This window comes from Corynebacterium sp. MSK158, assembly GCF_030229085.1.
GTDB lineage: Bacteria > Actinomycetota > Actinomycetes > Mycobacteriales > Mycobacteriaceae > Corynebacterium.
The window spans coordinates 86,763-108,746 of the sequence record NZ_JASPHJ010000007.1 but is presented as its reverse complement, the minus strand read 5'-3'; the positions used below and the strand labels follow the sequence as shown (position 1 = coordinate 108,746).

General features: G+C 63.2%; 17 protein-coding genes. 11 read left to right on the top strand and 6 right to left on the bottom strand.

Annotated features, from left to right (window positions below; translation table 11 throughout):
• Positions 1-23 precede the first annotated feature (23 nt).
• Positions 24-1,394: a DNA repair protein RadA gene (radA, locus tag QP915_RS07240; RefSeq protein ID WP_284768853.1), complete on the top strand. Its 1,371-nt coding sequence runs from the start codon at positions 24-26 to the stop codon at positions 1,392-1,394.
• Positions 1,395-1,397: 3 nt separating this feature from the next.
• Here radA and QP915_RS07235 read toward each other — a convergent pair whose 3' ends face one another.
• Positions 1,398-2,123: a flagellar basal body-associated FliL family protein gene (locus tag QP915_RS07235; RefSeq protein ID WP_284768852.1), complete on the bottom strand. Its 726-nt coding sequence runs from the start codon at positions 2,121-2,123 to the stop codon at positions 1,398-1,400.
• A 64-nt stretch (positions 2,124-2,187) separates the two neighbouring features.
• Positions 2,188-2,802, bottom strand: a complete 615-nt coding sequence (locus QP915_RS07230; RefSeq protein ID WP_284768851.1) for a carbonic anhydrase — start codon at positions 2,800-2,802, stop codon at positions 2,188-2,190.
• Between the two features lie 35 nt (positions 2,803-2,837).
• On the opposite strand from QP915_RS07230, the gene QP915_RS07225 reads away from it, so the two are divergent.
• Positions 2,838-3,698, top strand: a complete 861-nt coding sequence (locus QP915_RS07225; RefSeq protein WP_284768850.1) for an HhH-GPD family protein — start codon at positions 2,838-2,840, stop codon at positions 3,696-3,698.
• Between the two features lie 56 nt (positions 3,699-3,754).
• Here the strand turns inward: QP915_RS07225 and QP915_RS07220 are convergent, their stop codons facing one another.
• Positions 3,755-3,925: a DUF4236 domain-containing protein gene (locus QP915_RS07220; protein WP_080970400.1), complete on the bottom strand. Its 171-nt coding sequence runs from the start codon at positions 3,923-3,925 to the stop codon at positions 3,755-3,757.
• 58 nt (positions 3,926-3,983) lie between these two features.
• Between QP915_RS07220 and QP915_RS07215 the strand changes: the two genes are divergently transcribed.
• Positions 3,984-5,195 carry a lipase family protein gene (locus tag QP915_RS07215; RefSeq protein ID WP_284768849.1) on the top strand — a complete coding sequence of 404 codons (1,212 nt, stop codon included), beginning with the start codon at positions 3,984-3,986 and terminating at the stop codon, positions 5,193-5,195.
• A gap of 89 nt (positions 5,196-5,284) precedes the next feature.
• Here QP915_RS07215 and QP915_RS07210 read toward each other — a convergent pair whose 3' ends face one another.
• The gene (locus QP915_RS07210) at positions 5,285-8,053 is read right to left on the bottom strand and encodes an ATP-dependent Clp protease ATP-binding subunit (RefSeq protein ID WP_284768848.1); all 2,769 of its coding nucleotides are present in this window, start codon (positions 8,051-8,053) and stop codon (positions 5,285-5,287) included.
• A 216-nt stretch (positions 8,054-8,269) separates the two neighbouring features.
• Here QP915_RS07210 and QP915_RS07205 point away from each other — a divergent pair, with 216 nt between their 5' ends.
• Positions 8,270-9,475 carry a serine/threonine protein kinase gene (locus tag QP915_RS07205; protein ID WP_284768847.1) on the top strand — a complete coding sequence of 402 codons (1,206 nt, stop codon included), beginning with the start codon at positions 8,270-8,272 and terminating at the stop codon, positions 9,473-9,475.
• A 13-nt stretch (positions 9,476-9,488) separates the two neighbouring features.
• On the opposite strand, the gene QP915_RS07200 is transcribed toward QP915_RS07205, so the two are convergent.
• Positions 9,489-10,910, bottom strand: coding sequence for an MDR family MFS transporter (locus QP915_RS07200; protein ID WP_284768846.1), 1,422 nt, complete (start codon positions 10,908-10,910; stop codon positions 9,489-9,491).
• Between the two features lie 112 nt (positions 10,911-11,022).
• Here QP915_RS07200 and QP915_RS07195 point away from each other — a divergent pair, with 112 nt between their 5' ends.
• From QP915_RS07195 to crtI, 3 genes are read left to right on the top strand one after another with little or no spacing between them, the layout of a single operon-like run.
• Positions 11,023-12,459 carry a GuaB1 family IMP dehydrogenase-related protein gene (locus QP915_RS07195; protein ID WP_284768845.1) on the top strand — a complete coding sequence of 479 codons (1,437 nt, stop codon included), beginning with the start codon at positions 11,023-11,025 and terminating at the stop codon, positions 12,457-12,459.
• Positions 12,460-12,484: 25 nt separating this feature from the next.
• The gene (locus QP915_RS07190; protein WP_284768844.1) at positions 12,485-13,360 is read left to right on the top strand and encodes a phytoene/squalene synthase family protein; all 876 of its coding nucleotides are present in this window, start codon (positions 12,485-12,487) and stop codon (positions 13,358-13,360) included.
• A gap of 9 nt (positions 13,361-13,369) precedes the next feature.
• Complete coding sequence (crtI, locus tag QP915_RS07185; protein WP_284768843.1) at positions 13,370-14,899, top strand: phytoene desaturase family protein; 1,530 nt, start codon at positions 13,370-13,372, stop codon at positions 14,897-14,899.
• Positions 14,900-14,961: 62 nt separating this feature from the next.
• Here crtI and lysS read toward each other — a convergent pair whose 3' ends face one another.
• Positions 14,962-16,539, bottom strand: coding sequence for a lysine--tRNA ligase (gene lysS / locus QP915_RS07180; protein ID WP_284768842.1), 1,578 nt, complete (start codon positions 16,537-16,539; stop codon positions 14,962-14,964).
• Positions 16,540-16,728: 189 nt separating this feature from the next.
• Here lysS and QP915_RS07175 point away from each other — a divergent pair, with 189 nt between their 5' ends.
• The 4 genes from QP915_RS07175 (at position 16,729) to QP915_RS07160 (ending at position 21,943) form a co-directional block, all read left to right on the top strand.
• Entirely contained in the window at positions 16,729-18,831 is a 2,103-nt protein-coding gene (locus QP915_RS07175) for a PhoX family protein (protein ID WP_284768841.1), read from the top strand.
• Between the two features lie 226 nt (positions 18,832-19,057).
• The gene (locus QP915_RS07170) at positions 19,058-20,770 is read left to right on the top strand and encodes a carbon starvation CstA family protein (RefSeq protein ID WP_284768840.1); all 1,713 of its coding nucleotides are present in this window, start codon (positions 19,058-19,060) and stop codon (positions 20,768-20,770) included.
• Positions 20,754-21,011, top strand: a complete 258-nt coding sequence (locus tag QP915_RS07165) for a cory-CC-star protein (protein ID WP_284768839.1) — start codon at positions 20,754-20,756, stop codon at positions 21,009-21,011. The genes QP915_RS07170 and QP915_RS07165 overlap by 17 nt, the downstream gene beginning before the upstream one ends.
• Positions 21,002-21,943 carry an ArsA family ATPase gene (locus tag QP915_RS07160; protein ID WP_284768838.1) on the top strand — a complete coding sequence of 314 codons (942 nt, stop codon included), beginning with the start codon at positions 21,002-21,004 and terminating at the stop codon, positions 21,941-21,943. The genes QP915_RS07165 and QP915_RS07160 overlap by 10 nt, the downstream gene beginning before the upstream one ends.
• The last annotated feature ends 41 nt before the right edge of the window (positions 21,944-21,984 follow it).

Below are 21,984 nucleotides of genomic sequence, written 5' to 3'. Positions count from 1 at the left end.
TTATGTGTTTTAGGCTAGAAGCCATGGCCAAGAAATCTCGCCCTATCCACACATGTTCCGAATGCGGCTACGTCTCGCCGAAGTGGCTCGGGCGCTGCCCAGACTGCGGGTCCTGGGGCACGTTGGAGGAACGGGCGCCGGTGGTGGCAGGGCCTGGGACAGCGGGGACGTCGGCAAGCAAGGGCGTAGCGCCGTCGAGCCCGGCACAGCCGATTACCAAGATTGGGGCGCAGGCGACTAAGACGGTGCGCACCGGCATCGGCGAGCTCGACCGCGTGCTAGGAACCGGCATTGTGCCCGGCTCAGTGGTGCTCATGGCCGGCGAGCCCGGCGTGGGCAAATCCACGCTGCTGCTGGAAGTAGCCTCGCGGTGGGCCCAGCTCGGCCGCACCGTGCTCTATGCGACGGCCGAGGAATCCGCCGGCCAGGTCCGCTCCCGCGCCGAACGCACCGGGGCGCTGCAGGAATCGCTGTACTTGGCGGCCGAGTCCAACTTGGATGCGGTCTTTGGGCACGTGGATAAGCTCAAGCCGAGCCTCATCATCGTCGATTCGGTGCAGACCATGCACGCCGTGGGCGTGGAGGGCGTATCGGGCGGCGTGGCGCAATCGCGCGCGGTGACGGCCGCGCTGACTTCGCTGGCGAAGTCCACCGGCATTCCGGTGCTGCTGGTGGGCCACGTGACCAAGGACGGCAACGTGGCCGGCCCGCGCGTGTTGGAACATCTTGTCGACGTCGTCTTAAACTTCGAGGGCGACCGCCAATCCAGCCTGCGTATGCTGCGCGGCATCAAGAATCGCTTTGGCGCCACCGACGAGGTGGGGTGTTTTGAGCAGACGGCCGGCGGCATTCGGGAAGTCGCGGACCCCTCAGGGCTGTTTCTCTCGCACCGCGGCACGACGCCGGATGGATCGGCCGTGACGGTCGCGATGGACGGCGTGCGGCCGATCCTCGCGGAAGTGCAGGCGCTGACGGTGGACCCGGTAGCAAAGAACCCGCGGCGCGTGGTGACCGGGCTGGACTCCAACCGCGTACCGATGGTGCTTGCGGTGCTACAGGCGCGCGCCGGCCAACGCACCAACGATAAGGATGCTTATGTCGCCACGGTGGGTGGCATGCGAATTACGGAAACCGCCACGGATCTGGCGGTGGCGCTGGCAACGTGGTCCTCGCTACACGAGCAGCCGCTGCCGGCCAAGACCGTGGTCATCGGCGAGGTGGGCCTGGCCGGCGAGTTGCGGCCGGTGCCCAATGTGGAGCGGCGCTTGATGGAGGCCGCGCGGTTGGGCTACAAGCACGCGATTGTCCCACGCGGGGATATCGAGCCGGTAGAGGGCATGCGCGTGCACCAGGCTGGGACGCTGGGGCAGGCCATCGCCGCGGTGTCGGAATAGCGCCTAGCGCAGCGTGAAGTCCTGCGGCGGGGAGGAGTTATCGCCGATGACGGTGTGGGCGAAGTAGGCCCCAGGTTCGGCCGCGGGGCGATCGGTGCACTCGCCCGGCTTGGAGGCCTGGCGGGACCATTCGGCCTCGAATTTCACGTCCTTGCCGGCCGGGAAGGTTTGCGAGCCGGTCTGCACGGAGGCGTAGCAATCCGTATCGGACCACACGCGCTGGTTATCGGCCATCTTGTAGACCTCGAAGCGCAGCAGGTTCTTGTCCAGGTCGATTTTGCAGTCCGCGGCCGTGGGGTTGGTGACCGTCATGAAGAACTTCGGCAGCTCGCCTTCCGGAACGGAGTAATTCAGCATGGAGGTGCGCACGTCGAGGTCCGCGAGATCGCAGGTCTTCTTTGCTGCTTCGGAGCTTGCAGGCGCAGCGCTCGACGGCTCGCTTTCGGCCGCCTTGCTTTCCGACGCCCCCTCGGCCGAAGCCTCCGCAGCCGTCTCCGAGGCGGCCTCGGAGGTCTCCGGGGCGGCCTCGGAGGTCTCCGGGGCAGCAGAAGACGAGGTCTGCTCCGGCGTGGGTGCGGGGGCGGCGGTATCGGCCGGCTCATCGCTGCTACCCCCGAAGGCGGCCACGGCCGCCCAGATCAGCACCACGGCCAGCACGAGCACGATGATGAGCGCCGCCACGCGGCGGCGCTTGTAGATCTCTTCAGGTAGGGGCTTTTTCTGCGTCACGCTGTCAATTTTAAGCGGTGGGTGCGGGCCGGTGCGCTAAGCCCGCGCCGCGTGTCAGGTTGGGTTATTCCACCCCGAAGGTCTGCAGGGTTTCCACGCTGGAGTCTTCCAGCAGGTAGCGCGCGCCGATAACGCCCAAAACGCGCTCGTCTAATAGGCGACGCACGTTGGGCACGCTGGCAACCAGCTGGGCGACGGTCTGGCGGGTGTGTTCCCGCTCGACGTCGTCAGTCGTGGCATTCGGTCCCGCCACCAGCGCGGAGGCGGCGACCTTCTCGATAATGGGTCGCTGCAGGCCGGTGGGTAGCTCGCCGCCGGCCACGAAACCGGTAGCCGCGCCCACCGCGCCGCAAGATTGATGGCCGAGGACCACCAGCAGGTTGGGTTTGAGGGCGGCGAGGGCGTAGTCGAGGGAGGCCAGGACGGCGTCGTCAAGAATGTGGCCCGCGGTGCGGATGACAAAGGCATCGCCGAAGCCGATGTTGAAAACGTGCTCGATGGGGGCGCGGGAATCGGAACAGGAAATGACCACCACGCGGGGATCCTGGCCGTGAGTTAGGCCCTCGCGGTTATAAATCTCGCGCACGTCGACGGTCTCGCCGTCCAGCACGCGTTGATTTCCCGCTTGGAGGGCCTCCCATACGGCCTGCGGTTCGTGGGCAACATTACGTAAAGGCATAGGCCACATTCTAATGCCCTAGACTATCTCCCACGATGGATTCGCAAGCTCTTCTTTCCTGGTTCAATGCCAATGAACGCGACCTGCCGTGGCGCCGGCCTGGCACGAGCGCGTGGGGTGTGCTGCTCAGCGAGGTCATGAGCCAGCAGACGCCGGTCGCGCGCGTGGCTCCGGTGTGGGAGGAATGGATGCGGCGCTGGCCCACCCCGGCGGACTTTGCTCAGGCCACCCGGGCGGAGGTACTGCGCGCCTGGGGCAAGCTGGGCTATCCGCGGCGCGCGCTGCGCCTGTGGGAGTGCGCGGCGGCCATTGGCGAGGGCGAGGTACCGGCGGACGTCGATAAGCTGCTGCGCCTGCCGGGCATCGGTGACTACACCGCGCGCGCCGTGGCCTGCTTCCACTATGGGGTAAATGTGCCGGTGGTCGATACCAATGTGCGCCGGGTATATGCGCGCGCGGAGGACGGTAGGTTCTTGGCGCCGCAGCCGTCGAAGCGGGAGTTGGCGGCCGTGGCGGAGCTGTTGCCGGCCGAGAATGGGCCGCGTTTTTCGGCCGCGCTCATGGAATTGGGAGCGCTGGTGTGCACGGCGAAGAATCCTTTCTGCGAGCAATGCCCGCTGCGCGCGAGCTGTGCATGGCAGTTGGCGGGCCGGCCGCAGCCGAGTGCGGAAGAGCAGGCACAGGCGAAAAAGCGCGTGCAAAAATTCGTCGGCACGGACCGACAGGTGCGCGGCAAGATTTTGGACGTGCTGCGCGCGGCGGAGCGGCCGGTGCCGCAGTCCGAGATTGACGTGGTCTGGCCCGATGCGGCCCAGCGCTCCCGGGCGTTGGCTTCGCTGCTTGCCGACGGCCTCGCCGAGCAAAACGACGCCGGCCTGTTCCACCTCCCTATTTAGGAGGTTAATAATGGCCGGCTATAATCGCAGGTCGCGATCCGGAGGGTGTAATCTGGTTAACGCCAGCGGCCGCGGAAATTGAATCCGCCCGGCAGGTTCACCCACATGCCGCCGCGGGAATTGAAGGTGACCGGTCCTACCTTGGTAGACATCGACGCGCCGGATCCGGAGACGTTGATCCAGCTATTCTTGCCGGTCTTCTTTCTTGAACGATACTGAAGTCCCATGAGCATTTATTTTAGCAATTCCACTTCCACCGTTCCTACTGCGCAGTAGGTTTTGGGCATGGAAAAGATTTGTATGAGACTCCTCACAGTTTGTTCACTAATCCTCGGCTCCCTCCTGCTGCCGCCGGCCGCAAATGCGGCGGTAACCTCGACTCGGCCTTCGCCGCACGTACTCGATGGCATCGGCCGCGGCCAGGCGTTCACCTACGACACCACCACGGATGGCGGCAAGCCAATTCAGGCCTCAGCCACCTTGTACGAGCCAAATGCGCCGTGGCGCGGCAAGGGCGAGCGGCCCACCATCATCTTTGCGCCCGGCACTCGCGGCACAGGAGACCAGTGTGCACCATCGCGCGCCGGCATGGGCCTAGGCTCCGTGGAACTAAGCAAGGTCGGCTCCCCTACCATCAATGCGAACTACGAATACGGCTTCTATATGGGCGCACTCCAGCATGGCGCTCGCGTCATCGTCGCGGACCTTATCGGACTCGGTATGCCAGGGCACCACACCTACGTTAATCACATTGAAGAAGCACACGCCATGCTTGATGCCGCCCGCTCCGGCCTGGAACTGGCGCACGCTCCGCAGGACTCCCCTATTGGGTTTGCGGGCTACTCGCAAGGCGGCGGCGCTTCACTGGCCGCTGCGGAATTCGCCGACTCTTATGTCCCCGAATTGAACGTGGCCGGAACCTACTCCGGTGCCCCGCCGGCTGACCTACCCAAGGTCATGAAGGCCATCGACGGCTCTTCCATCGTCCACGTGCTGGGCTACGCCATCAATGGCTTTGCTGAGCGTGACCCCAAATTCCGCGATGCGGTCCTTGAAGAATTAAATCCCCGCGGCATCGACTTTCTGCGCTCCGCGGCTACCACCTGTACCGGCGATTCCATCCTCATGTGGGGCTTTACCAACACCCGCCAACTCACCCGCACCGGAGAATCGCTATCCGAGCTCGTAGAACGCAAGCCCGCCATCAAGGAAACCTTGCTACGGCAGAATCAGGGCAAGCACCCGCTCAAGGGCCCGGCAATGATCGCCAGCTCGCCGCACGATGACCTCATCCCGCACGAGCAGGTCCGCGCCGCCGCAGGAGCCTACTGCCAGATGGGCGGAACCGTAGACTTCATGGCCGCGCCCGGCACCGCGACCATCCCGGGCGCTGGCGCCGACCACGCGCTGCCGCTCTACGTCAATATCCCGGTGGGCTTGAAGTACCTCTTTGACCGCTTCAACGGAAAACCGGCGCCATCTAATTGTGCTGGCTAAATGGGGTCCGAGCCCGCGGAACTGCACACAAAAAGCCACCCAGCCTCGCAGGAAGCGAAGTGCTGGGTGGCTTTAATCGTTGCCCAGAGTTACATCGGCTGGCCGGCGCCTGCTGGCGGCGGGTTGTGGCCGTCGTCATCGGAGTCGGAACCAGAGCCGGACTCTAGGTCGGTTCCGGCGGCGGTGGAGCCGCCATCGCCCAGAACGTCCGGAGTGATGGTGTCGGGCTCGCCGGCATCGGTGGAATCGGCATCGTTCTCGCGCACCTCGGCGTCGTCAAGCTGCGGCTCCTCGGTATCCTCCGGCAGAGGCTTCGGGCGCGGGCTGAAGGTGAACTTCGCACCCGTGTTGTCCTTGGACTCGCCGTCCCAACCTTCGACGTCGACGGTGATGATCTCGCCGGCGCCGATTTCGCCGAAGAGGATCTTCTCAGAGAGCTGATCCTCGATCTCGCGCTGGATGGTGCGGCGCAGCGGACGAGCACCCAATACCGGGTCGAAGCCGCGCTTAGCCAGCAGGTCCTTGGCCTTCTGCGTGAGCTCGATGCCCATATCGCGCTCATCCAGTTGCTTGGCCACGCGGCCGATGAGCAGCTCGACCATCTCCACAATCTGCTCCTGGGTGAGCTGGTGGAAGACGACGATGTCATCGATACGGTTCAAGAACTCTGGGCGGAAGTGCTTCTTCAGCTCGTCGTTGACCTTCTGCTTCATCCGGTCGTACTGGGCATCCGCATCGTTTTCGGAGGAACCAGTAAAGCCCAAGCCCACCGGCTTCGAGATGTCCTGGGTGCCCAGGTTCGAGGTGAAGATGAGAACAGTGTTCTTGAAGTCGACGACGCGACCCTGGCCGTCAGTAAGGCGGCCATCTTCCAGCACCTGCAGGAGGGTGTTGTAAATCTCCTTGTGGGCCTTCTCGATCTCATCGAAAAGCACAACGGAGAACGGCTTGCGGCGAACCTTCTCGGTCAGCTGGCCACCCTCCTCGTAGCCAACGTATCCCGGAGGGGCACCGAAGAGGCGGGAAGCGGTGAAGCGATCGTGGAACTCACCCATGTCGATCTGGATGAGGTCATCATCCGAACCGAAAAGGAAGTTAGCCAGGGACTTCGACAGCTCGGTCTTACCCACACCGGACGGGCCGGCGAAGATGAAGGAACCGGACGGGCGGCGCGGATCCTTGAGGCCTGCACGGGTGCGGCGGATGGCGCGGGAGACGGACTTGACCGCCTCGTCCTGGCCAATAATGCGCTTGTGCAGCTCCTCTTCCATGTTGAGCAGGCGGTTGGATTCCTTCTCCGTCAGCTTCAGTACAGGGATGCCGGTCCAGTGCGCCAGAACCTCGGCGATCTGGTCCTCGCCTACCTCGGCGATTTCCTCAAGGTCGCCAGAGCGCCACTGCTTTTCCTTCTCCGCGCGCTCCTCGCCCAGCTTGCGCTCCTTATCGCGCAGGCCGGCTGCCTTCTCAAAGTCCTGGGCGTCAATGGCCGCTTCCTTTTCCTTGCGGACCTCAGCGATGCGGTCATCGACCTCGCGCAGGCCCTTCGGCGCGGTCATGCGCTTGATACGCATGCGGGCGCCAGCCTCATCGAGGAGGTCAACGGCCTTATCCGGCAAGAAACGGTCATTGATGTAGCGATCCGAGAGGGAAGCTGCAGCATGCAGCGCCTCATCGGTGTAGGACACGCGGTGGTGCGCCTCGTACTTATCGCGCAGGCCCTTCAGGATCAAGAAGGTGTCATCCAGGGAAGGCTCCTCCACCTTGACCGGCTGGAAGCGGCGCTCCAAGGCGGCATCCTTTTCGATGTGCTTGCGGTATTCCTCAAGGGTCGTAGCACCGATGGTCTGCAGCTCGCCACGAGCTAGCTTCGGCTTGAGCAGCGAGGCTGCATCGATGGCGCCTTCAGCAGCACCAGCACCAACCAGGGTGTGGATCTCATCGATGAACAAGATGATGTCGCCGCGCTGGTTAATCTCCTTGAGCACCTTCTTCAGGCGTTCCTCAAAGTCACCGCGGTAACGGGAGCCGGCAACCAGGGAGCCCAAGTCGAGCGAGTAAAGCTGCTTATCCTTGAGGGTCTCCGGAACCTTGCCGTTGACGATGTCGAGCGCCAAGCCCTCGACGACGGCGGTCTTACCAACGCCCGGCTCACCGATGAGCACCGGGTTATTCTTCGTACGGCGAGACAGCACCTGCATGATGCGCTCTACCTCGGACTCACGGCCAACGACCGGATCGAGCCTGCCGTCCTTCGCGGCCTGGGTGAGGTTGCGGCCGAACTGGTCGAGCACCAGGGAATTGGAACGCTCGCCGGAACCGCCGGAGCCACCACGGCCGCCCGCGCCGGCACCTGCACCAGCACCCGCGCCGACCGGACCGGAGCCCTGGCCGTTGGAGGAACCACCCTCCTGCTGGCCGCCCTCATAACCGGACAGCAGCTGGATAACCTGCTGGCGCACGCGCGGCAGGTCGGCGCCGAGCTTGGTCAGCACCTGGGCGGCGACGCCGTCGCCCTCGCGGATGAGGCCCAATAGCAAGAACTCAGTACCGATGTACTTGTGTCCCATCTGCAGGCCTTCGCGCAGGGAAAGCTCCAAGACCTTCTTGGCGCGTGGGGTAAAGGGGATGTGGCCGGTATGTGGCTGGCTGCCCTGGCCGATGATTTCCTCGACCTCGCGGCGGACATCCTCCAGGGAGATACCCATGGATTCCAGCGCCTTGGCGGCTACGCCTTCGCCCTCATGGATAAGGCCGAGCAGGATGTGCTCGGTGCCGATGTAATTGTGGTTAAGCATGCGTGCTTCTTCCTGCGCCAAAACGATGACGCGGCGAGCACGATCGGTAAACCTCTCGAACATGATTCCCCTATACTTTCGCTTCTAATGTGATACCCACTCTAACGCGGCAGTCCGCCGATAATTTCCGGTTTTGTTCCCAGATGCCCGCAACACCGCCAGAATCCACCATATTCGCAGCTCACACGGGTGTACGCCGGTAGCGAACAGGGGCATGGGCATGTAATCTAGAATCGTTTTTGTTCCCTGCCCTCCCCACTATTTAAGGACGTCGCGACCGTGCCCCAGCTTCCTGAGTTCTTTGCCACCCAGCACAACCTGCACGAATTGGCCGTGTTGGATGAGGCGCCATCGTCTACCCTCTTTGTGGTCGAAGATGGAAGCACGCACCAGCAGCTGAGCGTGGAAATCTTCGCGCCGGAAATTACCGGAGTGGTGGACAAGTCCACGGCACTGCATGGGTTGCGCCACCCAGCCATCGCGCCGCTGGTGGGCACGGGCACCACCGCGGACGGGCAGGAATTCATCGTGCGCGAAGGGACTTCCGGAACCCAGCTTTCTGAGCTGCCCAATAATCTCAGCCGCGAAGAGGCCGCCGACGTCTTTGGTCCACTGGCGGGTGCAGTGGACTTCCTAATTTCCCGCGGCCGGGCAGACTTTGCGGTGCATGGGCTAAGGGAGGCCCGGGTGGGCGTCGATAAGCAACGCCAGGTTTCGGTGCTGGCTGCGGCCGGTCCGTCCGGCGAAGAGCCCGGCGATGCGGTAGCGGCGTTTGAAGAGCTTGTGGCCCGCAAGTGCCCGAAGTATAAGCCCACTGGCACGGCAGAGAGCGCCAAGGATGTGGTGGAGCACCTGCGCCCGCAGCGCGAGTTTGATACCGCGCAGATTCCCCGCGTGCAGGAGCCGGAGCCACGCCCTCAGCAGCAGTTTGCTCCGCCGCAACAGCCGCAGCCGCAACCAATGGCCCAGCCCATGGCGCAGCCGCAGCAACCGCTGGCATCCGCGCCGAAGAAGAAGGGCAAGGGCGGGCTCATTGCGCTCATCACGGTGCTGGCGGTGGCCGCGATTGCTGCTGCGGCCGCGCTGTGGTTCTTCCTGTACTACCCCAGCTGGAATGATAAGGAGCAAAACCTCGCGGATGCGTATCCGGACTTGGTGGGCTCCCGCAGCGGCCAGGACGGCTTCGATGGGGCTAAGTGCTCCTCGCGCGAGCCGGAGCCTGGCCAGGAGGCCAAGATTTCCTGCGTGGGCGATGGGTTCAACTACATCGTGACCTACTACCCCAGCGTGGAGGAGCGCGATGCCATGCTTCCCGACGCCGAACCGGTCGAGCTTTCCAATGACCAATGCACCATCCAAAGCTTTGAGACCACCGCGGATGTTCCGACCTACGTGATGGCCGTGGAAGGCACCCAGTCCGCATTCCTGGTGTGGGGCGATAAGGCTGAAGAGGAGCGGCTGAACCTACCGCTGTGCGCCTCTTAATTTGTCCTCGTGCCTATTCCCCGGAGGGCACGCGCTTGAGGAACGGGGCCAGCACAACGACCACCAGCGAAAGCACGCCGGCAAAAAGGAAGGCCCAGTGCGCGCCGTGAGCCGTCGCGGCTGCCTCGTTCATGCCTTGGGCCGCACCGGACTTGGTGCCACGGGTCAGGAAGGTCATCAGGAAGGCAGTGCCTGCCGCACCCGCCAGCTGCTGCAGGGTATTGAGGATGGCGGAGCCGTGCGAGTAGAGCTCGTCTGGCAGGGAGGCCAGGGACGTCGTCATCAGCGGCGTCATCATGAGCGCAATGCCCAGGGCAAAAAGGATATGCATGCCAATGACCATCCATACCGCACTGTCCTCGTTGAGCAGGGTCATCAGCCACGTGCCCGCGGCTAGGAGCAGGGCGCCGGGGATCATGAGTGGGCGGGGCCCGTGGATGTCATAGAGGCGGCCGACCATCGGCGAGATGCCGCCTTGGAGCAAGCCGCCAGGCATGACAACGAGCCCGGTGACCAGCGAGCTTACCGCCAGAGAGGTCTGCAGGTAGATGGGCAGGATATTGACCACGCCGAGCAATAGCCCAAACATGAGCAGCATGCCTAGTACCGCCACAGTGAAGTTGGGAACCGTAAACGGGCGCATGTCCAAAAGAGCGCGATTGTCCTTGGCCAGGCGCAGCTGACGGCGGGTGAAAAGCGCCAAGGCCACGAGGCCGACGATGAGAACGACGATGTCTACGAGGCCATCGCCCTCCAGCATGTTTTCCAGGGACGATACGGCGTAGACCAATCCGCCAAAGGCGATCACGGACAGGACGACGGACGGGAAATCCAGCGGGGTATCGCGCTTATCTCCCACGTTGACCAGGCGGAAATAGCCGGCGGCGCAGATGAGGCCAAGCAGCGGCACCATGGTCCAGAAAATGACGTGCCAGCTAGACATGCTCAACACGAAGCCACCTACGGTGGGGCCGAGCGCTGGGGCCACGGAAATGACCACGGAGATAATGCCCATGACGCTGCCGCGGCGCTGCGGCGGGACGAGGGTCATCGCCACTGTCATCAGGGTGGGGATCATCAAGGCGGTGCCGGCCGCCTGGAATACGCGGCCCACCAGCAGCACGCCGAAGGCCGGGGCGAGCGCCGCCAACACCGTACCGGCAAGAAAAACGCCCGACGAGGCCAAGAAGATCTGCCGGGTGGTGAACTTATCCATAAGAAAGCCGGTGGTTGGGATGACCACGCCCATGGTGAGGAGGAAACCGGTAAGCAGCCACTGGGCGGAGGTAGCGGGGATGTCAAAGTCCGCCATGATGGTGGGCAGTGCTACCGACAAGGCGGTCTCGTTCAGGATCATCACCATCGCGCCAAGGACGAGGATGGTGAGGTTGATTTTTACCTCTGCGGAAATGTGGGGATCTGGTTTCTGAGACACCCAGACAGGATACTGAGGCCGCGGGTGCGGGGAAAGTCGAGGAGTATAGTTTTAGTGTCTTCATCCGCGCGGTGAGACCGCGCCACCCGAGCCTAAAGCGAGGTACACCCCAGTGCGTTTTCTCAACGATTCCCATCCGCCGTACGAATTGACCTACTCCGACGTATTTATGGTCCCGAGCCACTCCGAGGTGGGCTCGCGCCAGTCGGTAGACCTCACTACTGAGGACGGCACCGGAAATACCATCCCGCTCATCGTGGCCAATATGACCGCCGTGGCCGGGCGCCGCATGGCCGAGACCATCGCTCGGCGCGGCGGGCTGACCATCCTGCCACAGGATCTCTCCTTAGACGCGGCCGCAGAAACCATCGCCTCTGTGAAGGCGGCGGACTTGGTCTATGACACCCCAATTACCGTCAAACCGCACCACACCGTGGGCTATACCAGCAACCTTTTGCACAAGCGCGCCCATGGTGCCGCCATTGTGGTCGAGGGGGACATGCCCATCGGTATCATCACGCCGAAGGACCTGCGCGGACAGGATAACTTCACCGCCGTTGGCCAATTGATGACCACCGACTTGGTCACGCTGCCGGTGGGCATTGACCCACAGGAGGCCTTTACCAAGCTGCGCAAAACCTCCCGCAAGCTGGCGCCAGTGGTCAACCCGGATGGCACCTTGGCCGGAATCCTCACTAGGAAGGGTGCGGTGAGGGCGAAGATGTATAGGCCGGGCGTCGACAAGCAAGGCCGCTTACACATCGGTGCTGCGGTGGGCATCAACGGTGACGTGGAAGGTCGCGCCCGTGCTCTAGCGGAGGCCGGTGCTGACGTCCTCGTCATCGATACTGCACACGGCCACCAGGAAAGCATGCTCACCGCGCTGCGCAAGGTTAAGGCGCTGGATCTGGGACTTCCCATTGCTGCCGGCAATATCGTCACAGGCGAGGGTGTACGCGAGCTGGCCGCGGCAGGCGCGGACATTATCAAGGTCGGTGTGGGCCCGGGCGCGATGTGCACCACCCGCATGCAGACTGGCGTGGGCCGCCCGCAGTTCTCGGCCGTCCTAGAGTGCGCCGCGGCCGCCCGCGAGGTTGGCGCCCATGTTTGGGCCGACGGCGGTGTACGCGACCCGCGCGATGTCGCCCTCGCACTTGCCGCGGGCGCCTCCAATGTGATGATTGGCTCTTGGTTCGCCGGCACCTTCGAGTCCCCAGGTGACCTGCACAAGGATGCCGACGGTGCCTTCTATAAGGAGTCCTTCGGTATGGCTTCGCGCCGGGCGGTGCGCGGCCGCAATTCCGATACCGAGGCCTTTGAACGCGCCCGCCGCGAGATGTTCGAAGAGGGCATTTCTACCTCTCGCATCTACCTCGACCCCGAGCACGGTGGCGTGGAGCACCTGGTGGACCGGATTGTCTCTGGCGTGCGTTCCTCGTGCACCTACGCCGGCGCCGATTCCTTGGCCGCCTTCCGCGAGCGCGCCACCGTAGGCGTGCAATCCGCCGCCGGCTTTGCCGAGGGGCAGCCACGCGCCACGAACCGCTAACAGGCTGCATGCTACGTTGACAGATATGTTGACTCGCTATGACCAAGCGGCCTCCCGCGCGGCCGCGCAGGTTATGGGGCAGTACTCCACCAGTTTCTCCCTGGCCACGCGGCTTTTGCGCGGGCGAGTGCGCGCCGATATCCGTCACCTGTACGCGGTGGTGCGCATTGCAGATGAGCTTGTCGACGGCGCCGCAGCCCAAGCCCACACCGACCCCGCCGCCGCGCTGGATGCCTACGAACAGACCATCTTGGCCGCGCCGCAGCAGCGACTGCACACCGACCCGGTTGTGCACGCTTATGCCATTACCGCTCGCCGCTGCGGCTTCCACGAGGAACATCTTGCGGCCTTCTTTAGCTCCATGCGCACGGACCTGACCCATCGCGAATATTCCCCGTCGGAGCTACAGGACTATATCTACGGCTCAGCGGAAGCCATTGGGCTATTGTGCCTGCAAATTTTCTTGGCCGAGGAGGACGTCTCCCCTGCCGACCGCGCCGCCATGGAGCGCGGCGCCCGCGCGCTAGGGTCAGCCTTTCAGAAGATTAATTTCCTTCGTGACCTGCGCGAGGATAGCTCCACTTTGGGCCGCACCTATTTTCAGCAGGCTCCATCCGGGCGCATAGATGAGGCCACCAAGTCCGCGCTCATCGCAGAGATCCGCCGGGAGCTCGCCACCGCCGCGCTCACCATCGACTTGCTGCCGGCCTCTGCACGGGTGGGGGTGAGCGCGGCGGCGGATATCTTTGCTGAGCTCACCAATCGCCTTGCCGCCACTCCGGCTACGGCGCTTGCCACTACGCGGGTATCCGTGCCGAACCACACCAAGGCTTGGCTCGCGGCCCGCGCGGTGCGCCGTCGCGGCCACAGCAGCCATACCCCACACCCAGCCGGAGATTAAGGAGACGTCATGCACGCCGTCGTCATTGGAGCCGGCATCGCCGGACTCGCCACCGCCGCTTTGCTCGGCCGCGAGGGCTACGAGGTCACCGTTGTGGACTCGCTGGATGAGGTAGGCGGGCGCGCCGGCAGCTTTGCGGAGGCTGGCTTCCGCTGGGATACCGGCCCGTCGTGGTACCTCATGCCCGAGGCATTCGATCACTTCTTTGCGCTGTGCGGCACCTCCACCGAGGCGGAGCTGGACTTGGTCGACCTCTCCCCCGCCTACCGCGTCTTTCATGGCGATGCGCCGGTGGATGTGCGCTCCGGCATCGAGGAAGTCACCGCGCTTTTCGAGTCACTCGAGCCCGGCGCGGGGGAAAAAGTTCGCGAGTACTTGGCGCAGGCCAGCGATACCTACGAGATGGCGCTTAAGCACTTCCTTTACACCACCTTCTCCGCGCCGCTGAACCTGGTGCACCGCGATATCCGCAGCCGGCTTTCCCAGTTGGTGGCGTTGCTTACGGCGAACCTAAAGCAACATGTGGGCCGGACGTTTTCTGATGCCCGCCTGCGCCAAATCTTGAGTTACCCGGCGGTCTTTTTGTCCTCCGAACCGGCGGCCGCACCGGCACTGTATTCCCTGATGAGCCACACCGACCTGGTGGAGGGCGTTCGCTACCCGCAGGGTGGGTTCGCGGCCGTGGTCCAGGCCATCTACCGGCAGGCACAGAAATTCGGCGCCACCTTCCGCTTGGGCGAGGAGGTGACCTCCATCAAGGTCGCCAACCGTCAGGTCACGGGCGTGCGCACGAATAAGGGCGCCATCCATGCCGATATCGTGGTCTCGGCGGCGGACGTGCACCACACCGAGACCCAATTATTGCCACCACAGCTGCGCACCTACCCGGAGCGCTACTGGGGCCGGCGCAATCCAGGTCTGGGCACCGTGCTCATTTTGGCCGGGGTAAAGGGCGAGCTGCCAGAACTAGCGCACCATACGCTGCTTTTTAGCCAGGATTGGGATCCGGATTTCCGCGCCGTCTATTCCGGTCCGGAGCCTTCCCGGCCGTTGGGTGCCTCGCAGTCCATCTACGTGTCCAAGACCTCGGCCACCGACCCGAACGTAGCGCCCGCGGGCTACGAAAACCTCTTCATTCTGGTGCCAGTGCCGGCCGCGGAGGCGCCCGGGTTCGGCAATGCCTACCACGCAGAGGAATCCGAGCGCGTTGCCGCGATTGCCGACGCCGCCCTCGACCACATCGCAGCCACGGCCGGGGTGCCGGATTTGGTAGACAGGGTCGTCGTCAAGCGCACGCTGGGCCCGGCCGATTTTGCCGAGCGCTACCACGCCTGGTCGGCCGGTTCTATCGGGCCCGCGCACACGCTGCGGCAATCGGCGTTCTTGCGCGGGCGCAACGCCTCGCGCAAGGTCGGCGGCCTCTACTACGCGGGTGCCACCACCGTGCCGGGCGTGGGCGTGCCGATGTGTCTGATTTCGGCCGAGAACATAATTAAGCGCCTGCGCGGCGATAAATCCGCCGGGCCGCTTTCGCACTAGCCCAGGCACGGCAAAAGCCGCCAGCCTCATGGGCTGACGGCTAGCGATTGGCCGCTGAGCGGCTACTTCTGCTCTGGTTTAACCAGTGGGAAGAGCACGGTTTCACGGATGCCCAGGCCGGTCAGGGCCATCAGCAGGCGGTCCATGCCCATGCCGGTGCCGGCCGTAGGCGGCATGCCCTGCTCCATTGCAGCGAGGAAGTCCTCGTCCAGCACCATGGCCTCGTCATCGCCACCGGCGGCCAGGCGGGCCTGGTCCTCAAAGCGCTCGCGCTGAATAACCGGGTCCACCAGCTCGGAGTAGCCAGTTGCCAGCTCAAAGCCGCGGACGTAGAGATCCCACTTCTCGGTCACGCCCGGCTTGGACCGGTGCTGACGGGTCAGTGGGGAGGTCTCAACCGGGAAGTTCTTGACAAATATGGGGCCTTCTAGCTGGTCCTCGCACAGGACCTCCCAGATTTCCTCCACTAGCTTGCCGTGTCCCCAGCCGCCATCCTTGGGGACGTCAAGGCCGATGACGTCTGCAATGCCCTTGAGCGTCTCGACGTCGGTATCGATGGTGACCTCCGGCTGGCCCGGGAACTTGCGCTGCAGGGCCTCATTGAGGGAAGGGTACATCTCGATTTCGGGCCACTCTTCGCCGCCGAAGTCGAACTCGGTGCCATCCGCCAGGGTGACGGTGGTAGAGCCAAAGACGTCGCGCGCTACGGCCTGGATGGACTCGCGCGTCATGCGGGCGCAATCGTCGTAGTCGCCCCATGCAGCGTAGGTCTCGAGCATGGCGAACTCCGGCGAGTGAGAACGGTCCACGCCCTCGTTGCGGAAGTTTCGGTTGATTTCGAAGACGCGGTCAATGCCGCCGACGACGGCACGCTTCAAGTACAGCTCCGGCGCAATGCGCAGATAGAGGTCAATATCCAGCGCATTGGAGTGGGTGATAAACGGGCGAGCGGCCGCGCCACCGTGCAGGGTCTGCAGCATCGGGGTCTCGATTTCAACAAAGTCCTGGCTTTCCAGGTAGTTGCGCAGCGCGCGCATGACCTTCACGCGGATCATGGCGTTCTTGCGGGCCTCTTCGCGGATAATGAGGTCGTTATAGCGCTGGCGCACACGGGTATCTTCTGCCATATCGGCGAAGGACACCGGCAGCGGGCGCAGGGACTTAGCGGCCATGGTCCACTCGGAGACCATGATGGACAGCTCGCCGCGGCGGGAGGAAATTACGCGGCCGCGCACGGAGATGAAATCGCCCAAGTCAACATCGGACTTCCAAGCGTCGAGACGCTCCTTGCCTACCTCAGCCAAAGAAAGCATGGCCTGCACCTGGGTGCCGTCGCCATCTTGCAGGGTGGCAAAGCACAACTTGCCGGTATTGCGCATAAAGATAAGGCGGCCGGCAATGGCGTGGGTTACCTCGGTTTCCTCGCCTGGGGCCAGGTAGGTCACGCCTTCTTCCGTGCCCGGCTCTTCGCCCTCGGCCACTACGCGAAAATCGTGGCGCAAATCATTCAAAGAGATGGTGCGCTCAACGGTGACCGGGTAGGCCTCTACGCCGGATTCCAGCAGGCGATCGCGCTTCTCGCGGCGGATGCGCAGCTGCTCAGGGACATCGTTTACTTCATTATTCTTCTGCTCGCTCACGTTAGCCTAGGGTAGTCGATCCCCACCGCAGCACGCGATTTAGCCCACGCCACCTTCACCCCGGAAAAGATTTACGCATAATTCACTTCACCGTCACCTCAGCGCCAACGCACAGTTACTGAGATCCCCTTATATAAATGGCTGTCCCCGTGCCTAAACAATATTTTCGACCCTTTTGGAGCAGTAATAATGGCGCTTAAAGGCCGCAACCTTCTCTCTAGCCTCTTTGCATCCTCTCGTTCCAGCCTGACCTGCACCTACAAGTGCGGTAATGCGTGCTTTGGCGAGTGCGAGAACAAGTCCAATAACCCGTACTTTGCTGACCAGTTCTCCCGCCGTACCGCGCTGCGTGCGGGCAGCCTGTCTGTCGTAACCGTTGGCGGCGGCGCTGCTTTGGCGGCCTGCTCCAACCCGGATGATGCGTCCAACGAGGCTTCTTCCTCCGAGGGCAAGGGTGGCAAGACCTCTGAGGCGAACGTTGAGCTCACCTCCGCAGAGGGCATGAAGTTCGACCCAGTACAGCCAAACGAGAAGGACGAAGTGGTCATCCCGGATGGCTACGAGCAGTCCGTCCTCATTGCCTGGGGCGACCCACTGTTTGAGGACGCGCCGGAATTCGATGACAAGAACCAGACCGCCGAGGCAGCCGAGAAGCAATTCGGCTTCAACAATGACTTCGCTGGCCTTATCGAGCACCCGGACGATGACAACCGCCTTATCTACGTCTGCTCCCACGAGTACACCACCGAGCCGCAGATGTTCCCCAACTACGATGCGGATAACCCCACCGAGGAGCAGGCCAAGATCGGCTGGGCTGGCCACGGCCACTCCATCGTGGAGGTGTCCAAGGTAGGCGATACCGGTGAACTCAAGCGCGAGTTCGGCCCGCTCAACCGCCGCATCACCGCCACGACCGAGTTCACCCTGGTTGGCCCAGCGGCCGGCTCCGATTACGTCAAGACCTCCGCCGATAAGACCGGCAAGAAGGTCAAGGGCACCCTGAATAACTGCTCCGGCGGCATCACCCCGTGGAACACCATGCTCTCCGGCGAGGAGAACTTTGACCAGTACTTCGCTCACGCCAACCTGGATGACAAGAAGGCGCAGGAATCCCTCGAGCGCTTCGGCATGGAAGATGGCGAATCCCAGCGCAAGTGGGAGCGCTTTGATAAGCGCTTCGACGTCTCCAAGGAGCCGAACGAGCCCAACCGCTTCGGCTGGATCGTAGAAATCAACCCACTGGACCCGAAGTCCACCCCGATCAAGCACACCGCGCTGGGACGCTTCAAGCATGAGGCAGGCAACATCCACATCGCATCCGATGGCACCGTCGTGTGCTACTCCGGCGATGACTCCCGCTTCGAGTACATCTACAAGTTCATCTCTACCAAGAAGTACAAAGAAGGCGACATCGAGCACAACCTCACCATCTTGGACCACGGCACCCTGTACGTGGCCAAGGTAGAGGGCAACTCCCCAGAGGACGAGATTGACGGCTCCGGCGTGCTGCCAGAGGATGGCGCCTTTGATGGCAAGGGCGAATGGATCAAGCTGCTGACCTCCGATACGGAGAACAACAAGTTCGAGTCCCACGTTGATGGCATGTCTGCCGAAGAGGTTGCCGTCTACACCCGTGAGGCCGCCGATAAGGTGGGCGCCACCAAGATGGACCGCCCGGAGGATATGCAGGTTCACCCAGACTCCGAGAAGGTCTACGTGGCCCTGACCAATAACTCCTACCGCGGCGCTACCGGCGAGAATGCCAAGAAGAACAAGGAAGAGCCGATGGAGTGGGCTCCTATCAAGGAAAACAAGAACGGCCTGGTCATGGAGATTGAAGATGACCACGCTGGCGAGAAGTTCACCTGGAACCTCTTCCTAGTCTGTGGTGACCCGAAGGAAGCAAATACCTACTTTGGTGGCTTTGACAAGGAGAAGGTCTCCCCAATTTCCTGCCCGGATAACCTGGCCTTCGATAGCCACGGCAACCTGTGGATCTCCACCGACGGCAACGCCCTTGAGTCCAACGATGGCCTCTACGCCGTGACCACTGAGGGCGATACCCGCGGTGAGCTCAAGTGCTTCCTGACGGTCCCGGCAGGCGCTGAGACCTGCGGCCCCATCGTCACCGATGAGCGCGTGATGGTCAACGTTCAGCACCCAGGCGAGACCGATGACGCCACCTTCGAAAAACAGACCTCCCACTGGCCAGAGGGCGGCAAGTCCACTCCTCGCCCGGCAGTGGTTGTGGTGTGGAAGAAGGACGGCAACATCGGCGTCGATAAGAAGTAACCACCACCTGGTTTAAGCACCCACCGCGCGGCCCACGTTCCTCCACTGGAACTCGGGCCGCGCAGTCGTTTTCCCTACTGGCAGCATGAGGAACTGCGCCGCCTGCGCCTTCCAAATATAAATCCACCCACCAGTCTCCCCCACGGGCTACTACCTATGTGAGTTGTGGCATACTAACCGCACGTGTGAGACACGCCACCTGCCCGCCCATGAGGAGACGCACACCATGAACTCTCTTGTCCTCGCCATCATCGGCATCGCGATGATGGGCGCCGGCTATCTGCTCTATTCCAAGCTCCTAGGAAAGAGTATTTTCCGGCTATCCCCGAACTACTCCACCCCGGCCCACACCATGGAAGACGGCGTGGACTACGTGCCCACCAATAAATACGTTCTGTGGGGCCACCACTTCACTTCCGTGGCGGGCGCCGCGCCCATCATTGGTCCGGCCGTAGCCGTCATCTGGGGCTGGGTCCCGGCGTTTCTCTGGGTCACCCTCGGCACCGTCTTCTTTGCCGGCATGCACGATTTAGGTGCGCTGTGGGCGTCGCAGCGCCACAAGGGCCAGTCCATCGGCACTTTATCTGGGCGCTACATTGGCAAGCGCGGGCGCAATCTCTTCCTCATCGTCATCTTCCTGCTGCTGTTGATGGTGAATGCGGCCTTCGCCGTGGTCATTTCGAACCTGCTGGTCTCCACCCCTACGGCCGTTATCCCCACGTGGGGCGCCATCGTCGTCGCGCTGCTTATCGGTCAGGCCATCTACCGCCTGAAGTGGAACCTGCCGCTGGTCTCCATCGTGGGTGTTGTTGCGCTCTACGCGTTGATGATCATCGGTGACCGCGTGCCTGTGGTCCTGCCAGATACGGTCCTGGGCATCCCCGCCAACGGCGTGTGGATCATCTTGCTATTCATCTACGCCTTCATCGCTTCGATGCTGCCGGTGTGGGTACTTCTGCAGCCGCGCGACTACATCAACGGCCTCCAGCTCTTTGTGGGCCTGGCCATCTTGTACGGCTCCTTCCTCATAACCCGCCCTTCGCTTGCCGCACCGGCGTTGCGCGACAACGTACCGGACGGTACCCCAGGCATCTTCCCACTCCTCTTTGTCACCATCGCCTGCGGCGCTATCTCCGGCTTCCACGGTGTCGTGGCCTCCGGCACCTCGTCCAAGCAGGTGGATAAGGAAACTGACGTGCGCTTTGTGGGGTACTTCGGCGCCGTAGGCGAGGGCTTGCTCGCGCTGGGCACCATCATCGCCACCACCGCAGGCTTTAAGTCCCTGCAGCAGTGGGAAGAGATCTACTCCGAGTGGAATGCCGGCGGCGTGGAGGCCTTCGTGCAAGGTGGCGGCGCGCTCATGAATGAGGGCATGGGGATTCCCACCTCGCTCTCCGGCACCATCTTGGCCACCATGGCCGTCCTCTTCGCCGCCACCACCATGGACTCGGGCGTGCGCCTGCAGCGCCTAGTGGTGCAAGAAATCGGCGAGATCATGGGCGTGCGCATCAAGGCCTTGGCCGCCACCGTGATCGCGGTGGGCTTGGCCTTCGGCCTGACCTTCTCCGCCGGTGCGGATGGTTCCGGCGGCATGACCATCTGGCCGCTATTCGGCACCACCAACCAGCTCATGGCGGGCCTTTCCTTGGCCATCGTGGTGGTCATCCTGACCCACCTGCGCCGGCCGACGTGGCCGGTGGTCTTCCCGCTCATCTTCGTTACCGCCATGTCACTGTGGGCCGCACTGCTCCAGCTGAAGTCCCTCTTTACCAGCCAGAACTGGCTGCTATTCTGCATGGACGTCATCATCGTGGTGGCCGCCATCTGGGTCATCGTGGAGGCCGTCGGCGCCATTTCCCGTGCCCGCAAGGAGACCCCGCTGGAGTGGACCGATGATGACCTTGACGCCCCGCTGCCCGAGCATGCTCGACAAGCTTAAGGCACTTGCGGCCGGGCTCACTGAGTACTACCAGGCCCCATACCGCGCCAGCTTTGCCAAGGCCCAGCAGCAAGAAGACGATCTCTTCCTGATGTTGGTTGCCTCGGAGGCCCTGGGTATCCCCAACCCGGCCAGCTACTACACCCTGGAGCTTTTGCCGCTGGTCTATGAGGATTTCCACGCCTGGCATACGCGCATGGGAATGGATAGATCCCCGCTGGAGAATATTCAATGTTGCTAGAGACCGCACCTATCATGTTCTTCGGCGGCAAGGGCGGGGTGGGTAAAACCACCCTGGCCACCGCCACCGCGCTGCGCCTGTCCCGCAATCACCGCGTCTGCCTGGTGTCCACGGACCCGGCGCATAACCTGGGACATATTTTTGGTGCCTCGCTTGGCGACGCCCCCGTCAGCCTCACCCCTACCCTGTCTGCCATCGAGATCAACCCTGCGCGCGCGACCGAGCAGCACCTAGCGCAGGTAGGGAACTCGATGCGCCGCTTTATGCCCGAACACCTCCATGGCGAGGTGAAGAAGCACCTCGACCTAGCCCGGCAATCGCCCGGCGCACAAGAGGCGGCACTATTGGAACGCATAGCGGCGCTGGTCGTGGAGGAGTCCGACTTCGACTACCTCATCTTCGATACTGCCCCCTCTGGGCATACCTCGCGGCTGATGGCCTTGCCGGAGATCATGGCCGCCTATACCGATGGATTGCTCTCCCGGCGCGAGAAATCCGATAAATTCGGCTCACTGGTGCGCGGAATGTCGCAAGGAAGCGGCGCGGATAATGACCCGGTGGACAGGCGCAATCAGGAAATTCGCGCCACGCTTTTCCAGCGCCGCGAGCGCTTTGCCCAGCTGCGCACCGCGCTTGCCTCCCCGCGCACCGTGTTCCACATCGTGCTCACCGCCGAGCGCCTGCCCGTGCTGGAATCTGCCGAGTTTCATGCGGACCTCACGAGCAACGGTGTGCGGGTGGGATCCATGCTGGTTAACCGGCGCACCCCGGCCGACCAAGGCGAGTTCTTGGCCGCCCGGCACGCCGCCGAGGATAAGGCACTCGCGCTCCTGCGCACCCAGCTGCCTGATACCCCGGTGCGCGAGGTTCCGTGGCTGCCGGAGGAAGTGGGGACTCCGGGGGCCGTCGGCAAGCTGGCGGCCCATCTCTAGCTCCACCCGCCCACGCCGCTGTGGGCTCGGGTCTGCTAAAA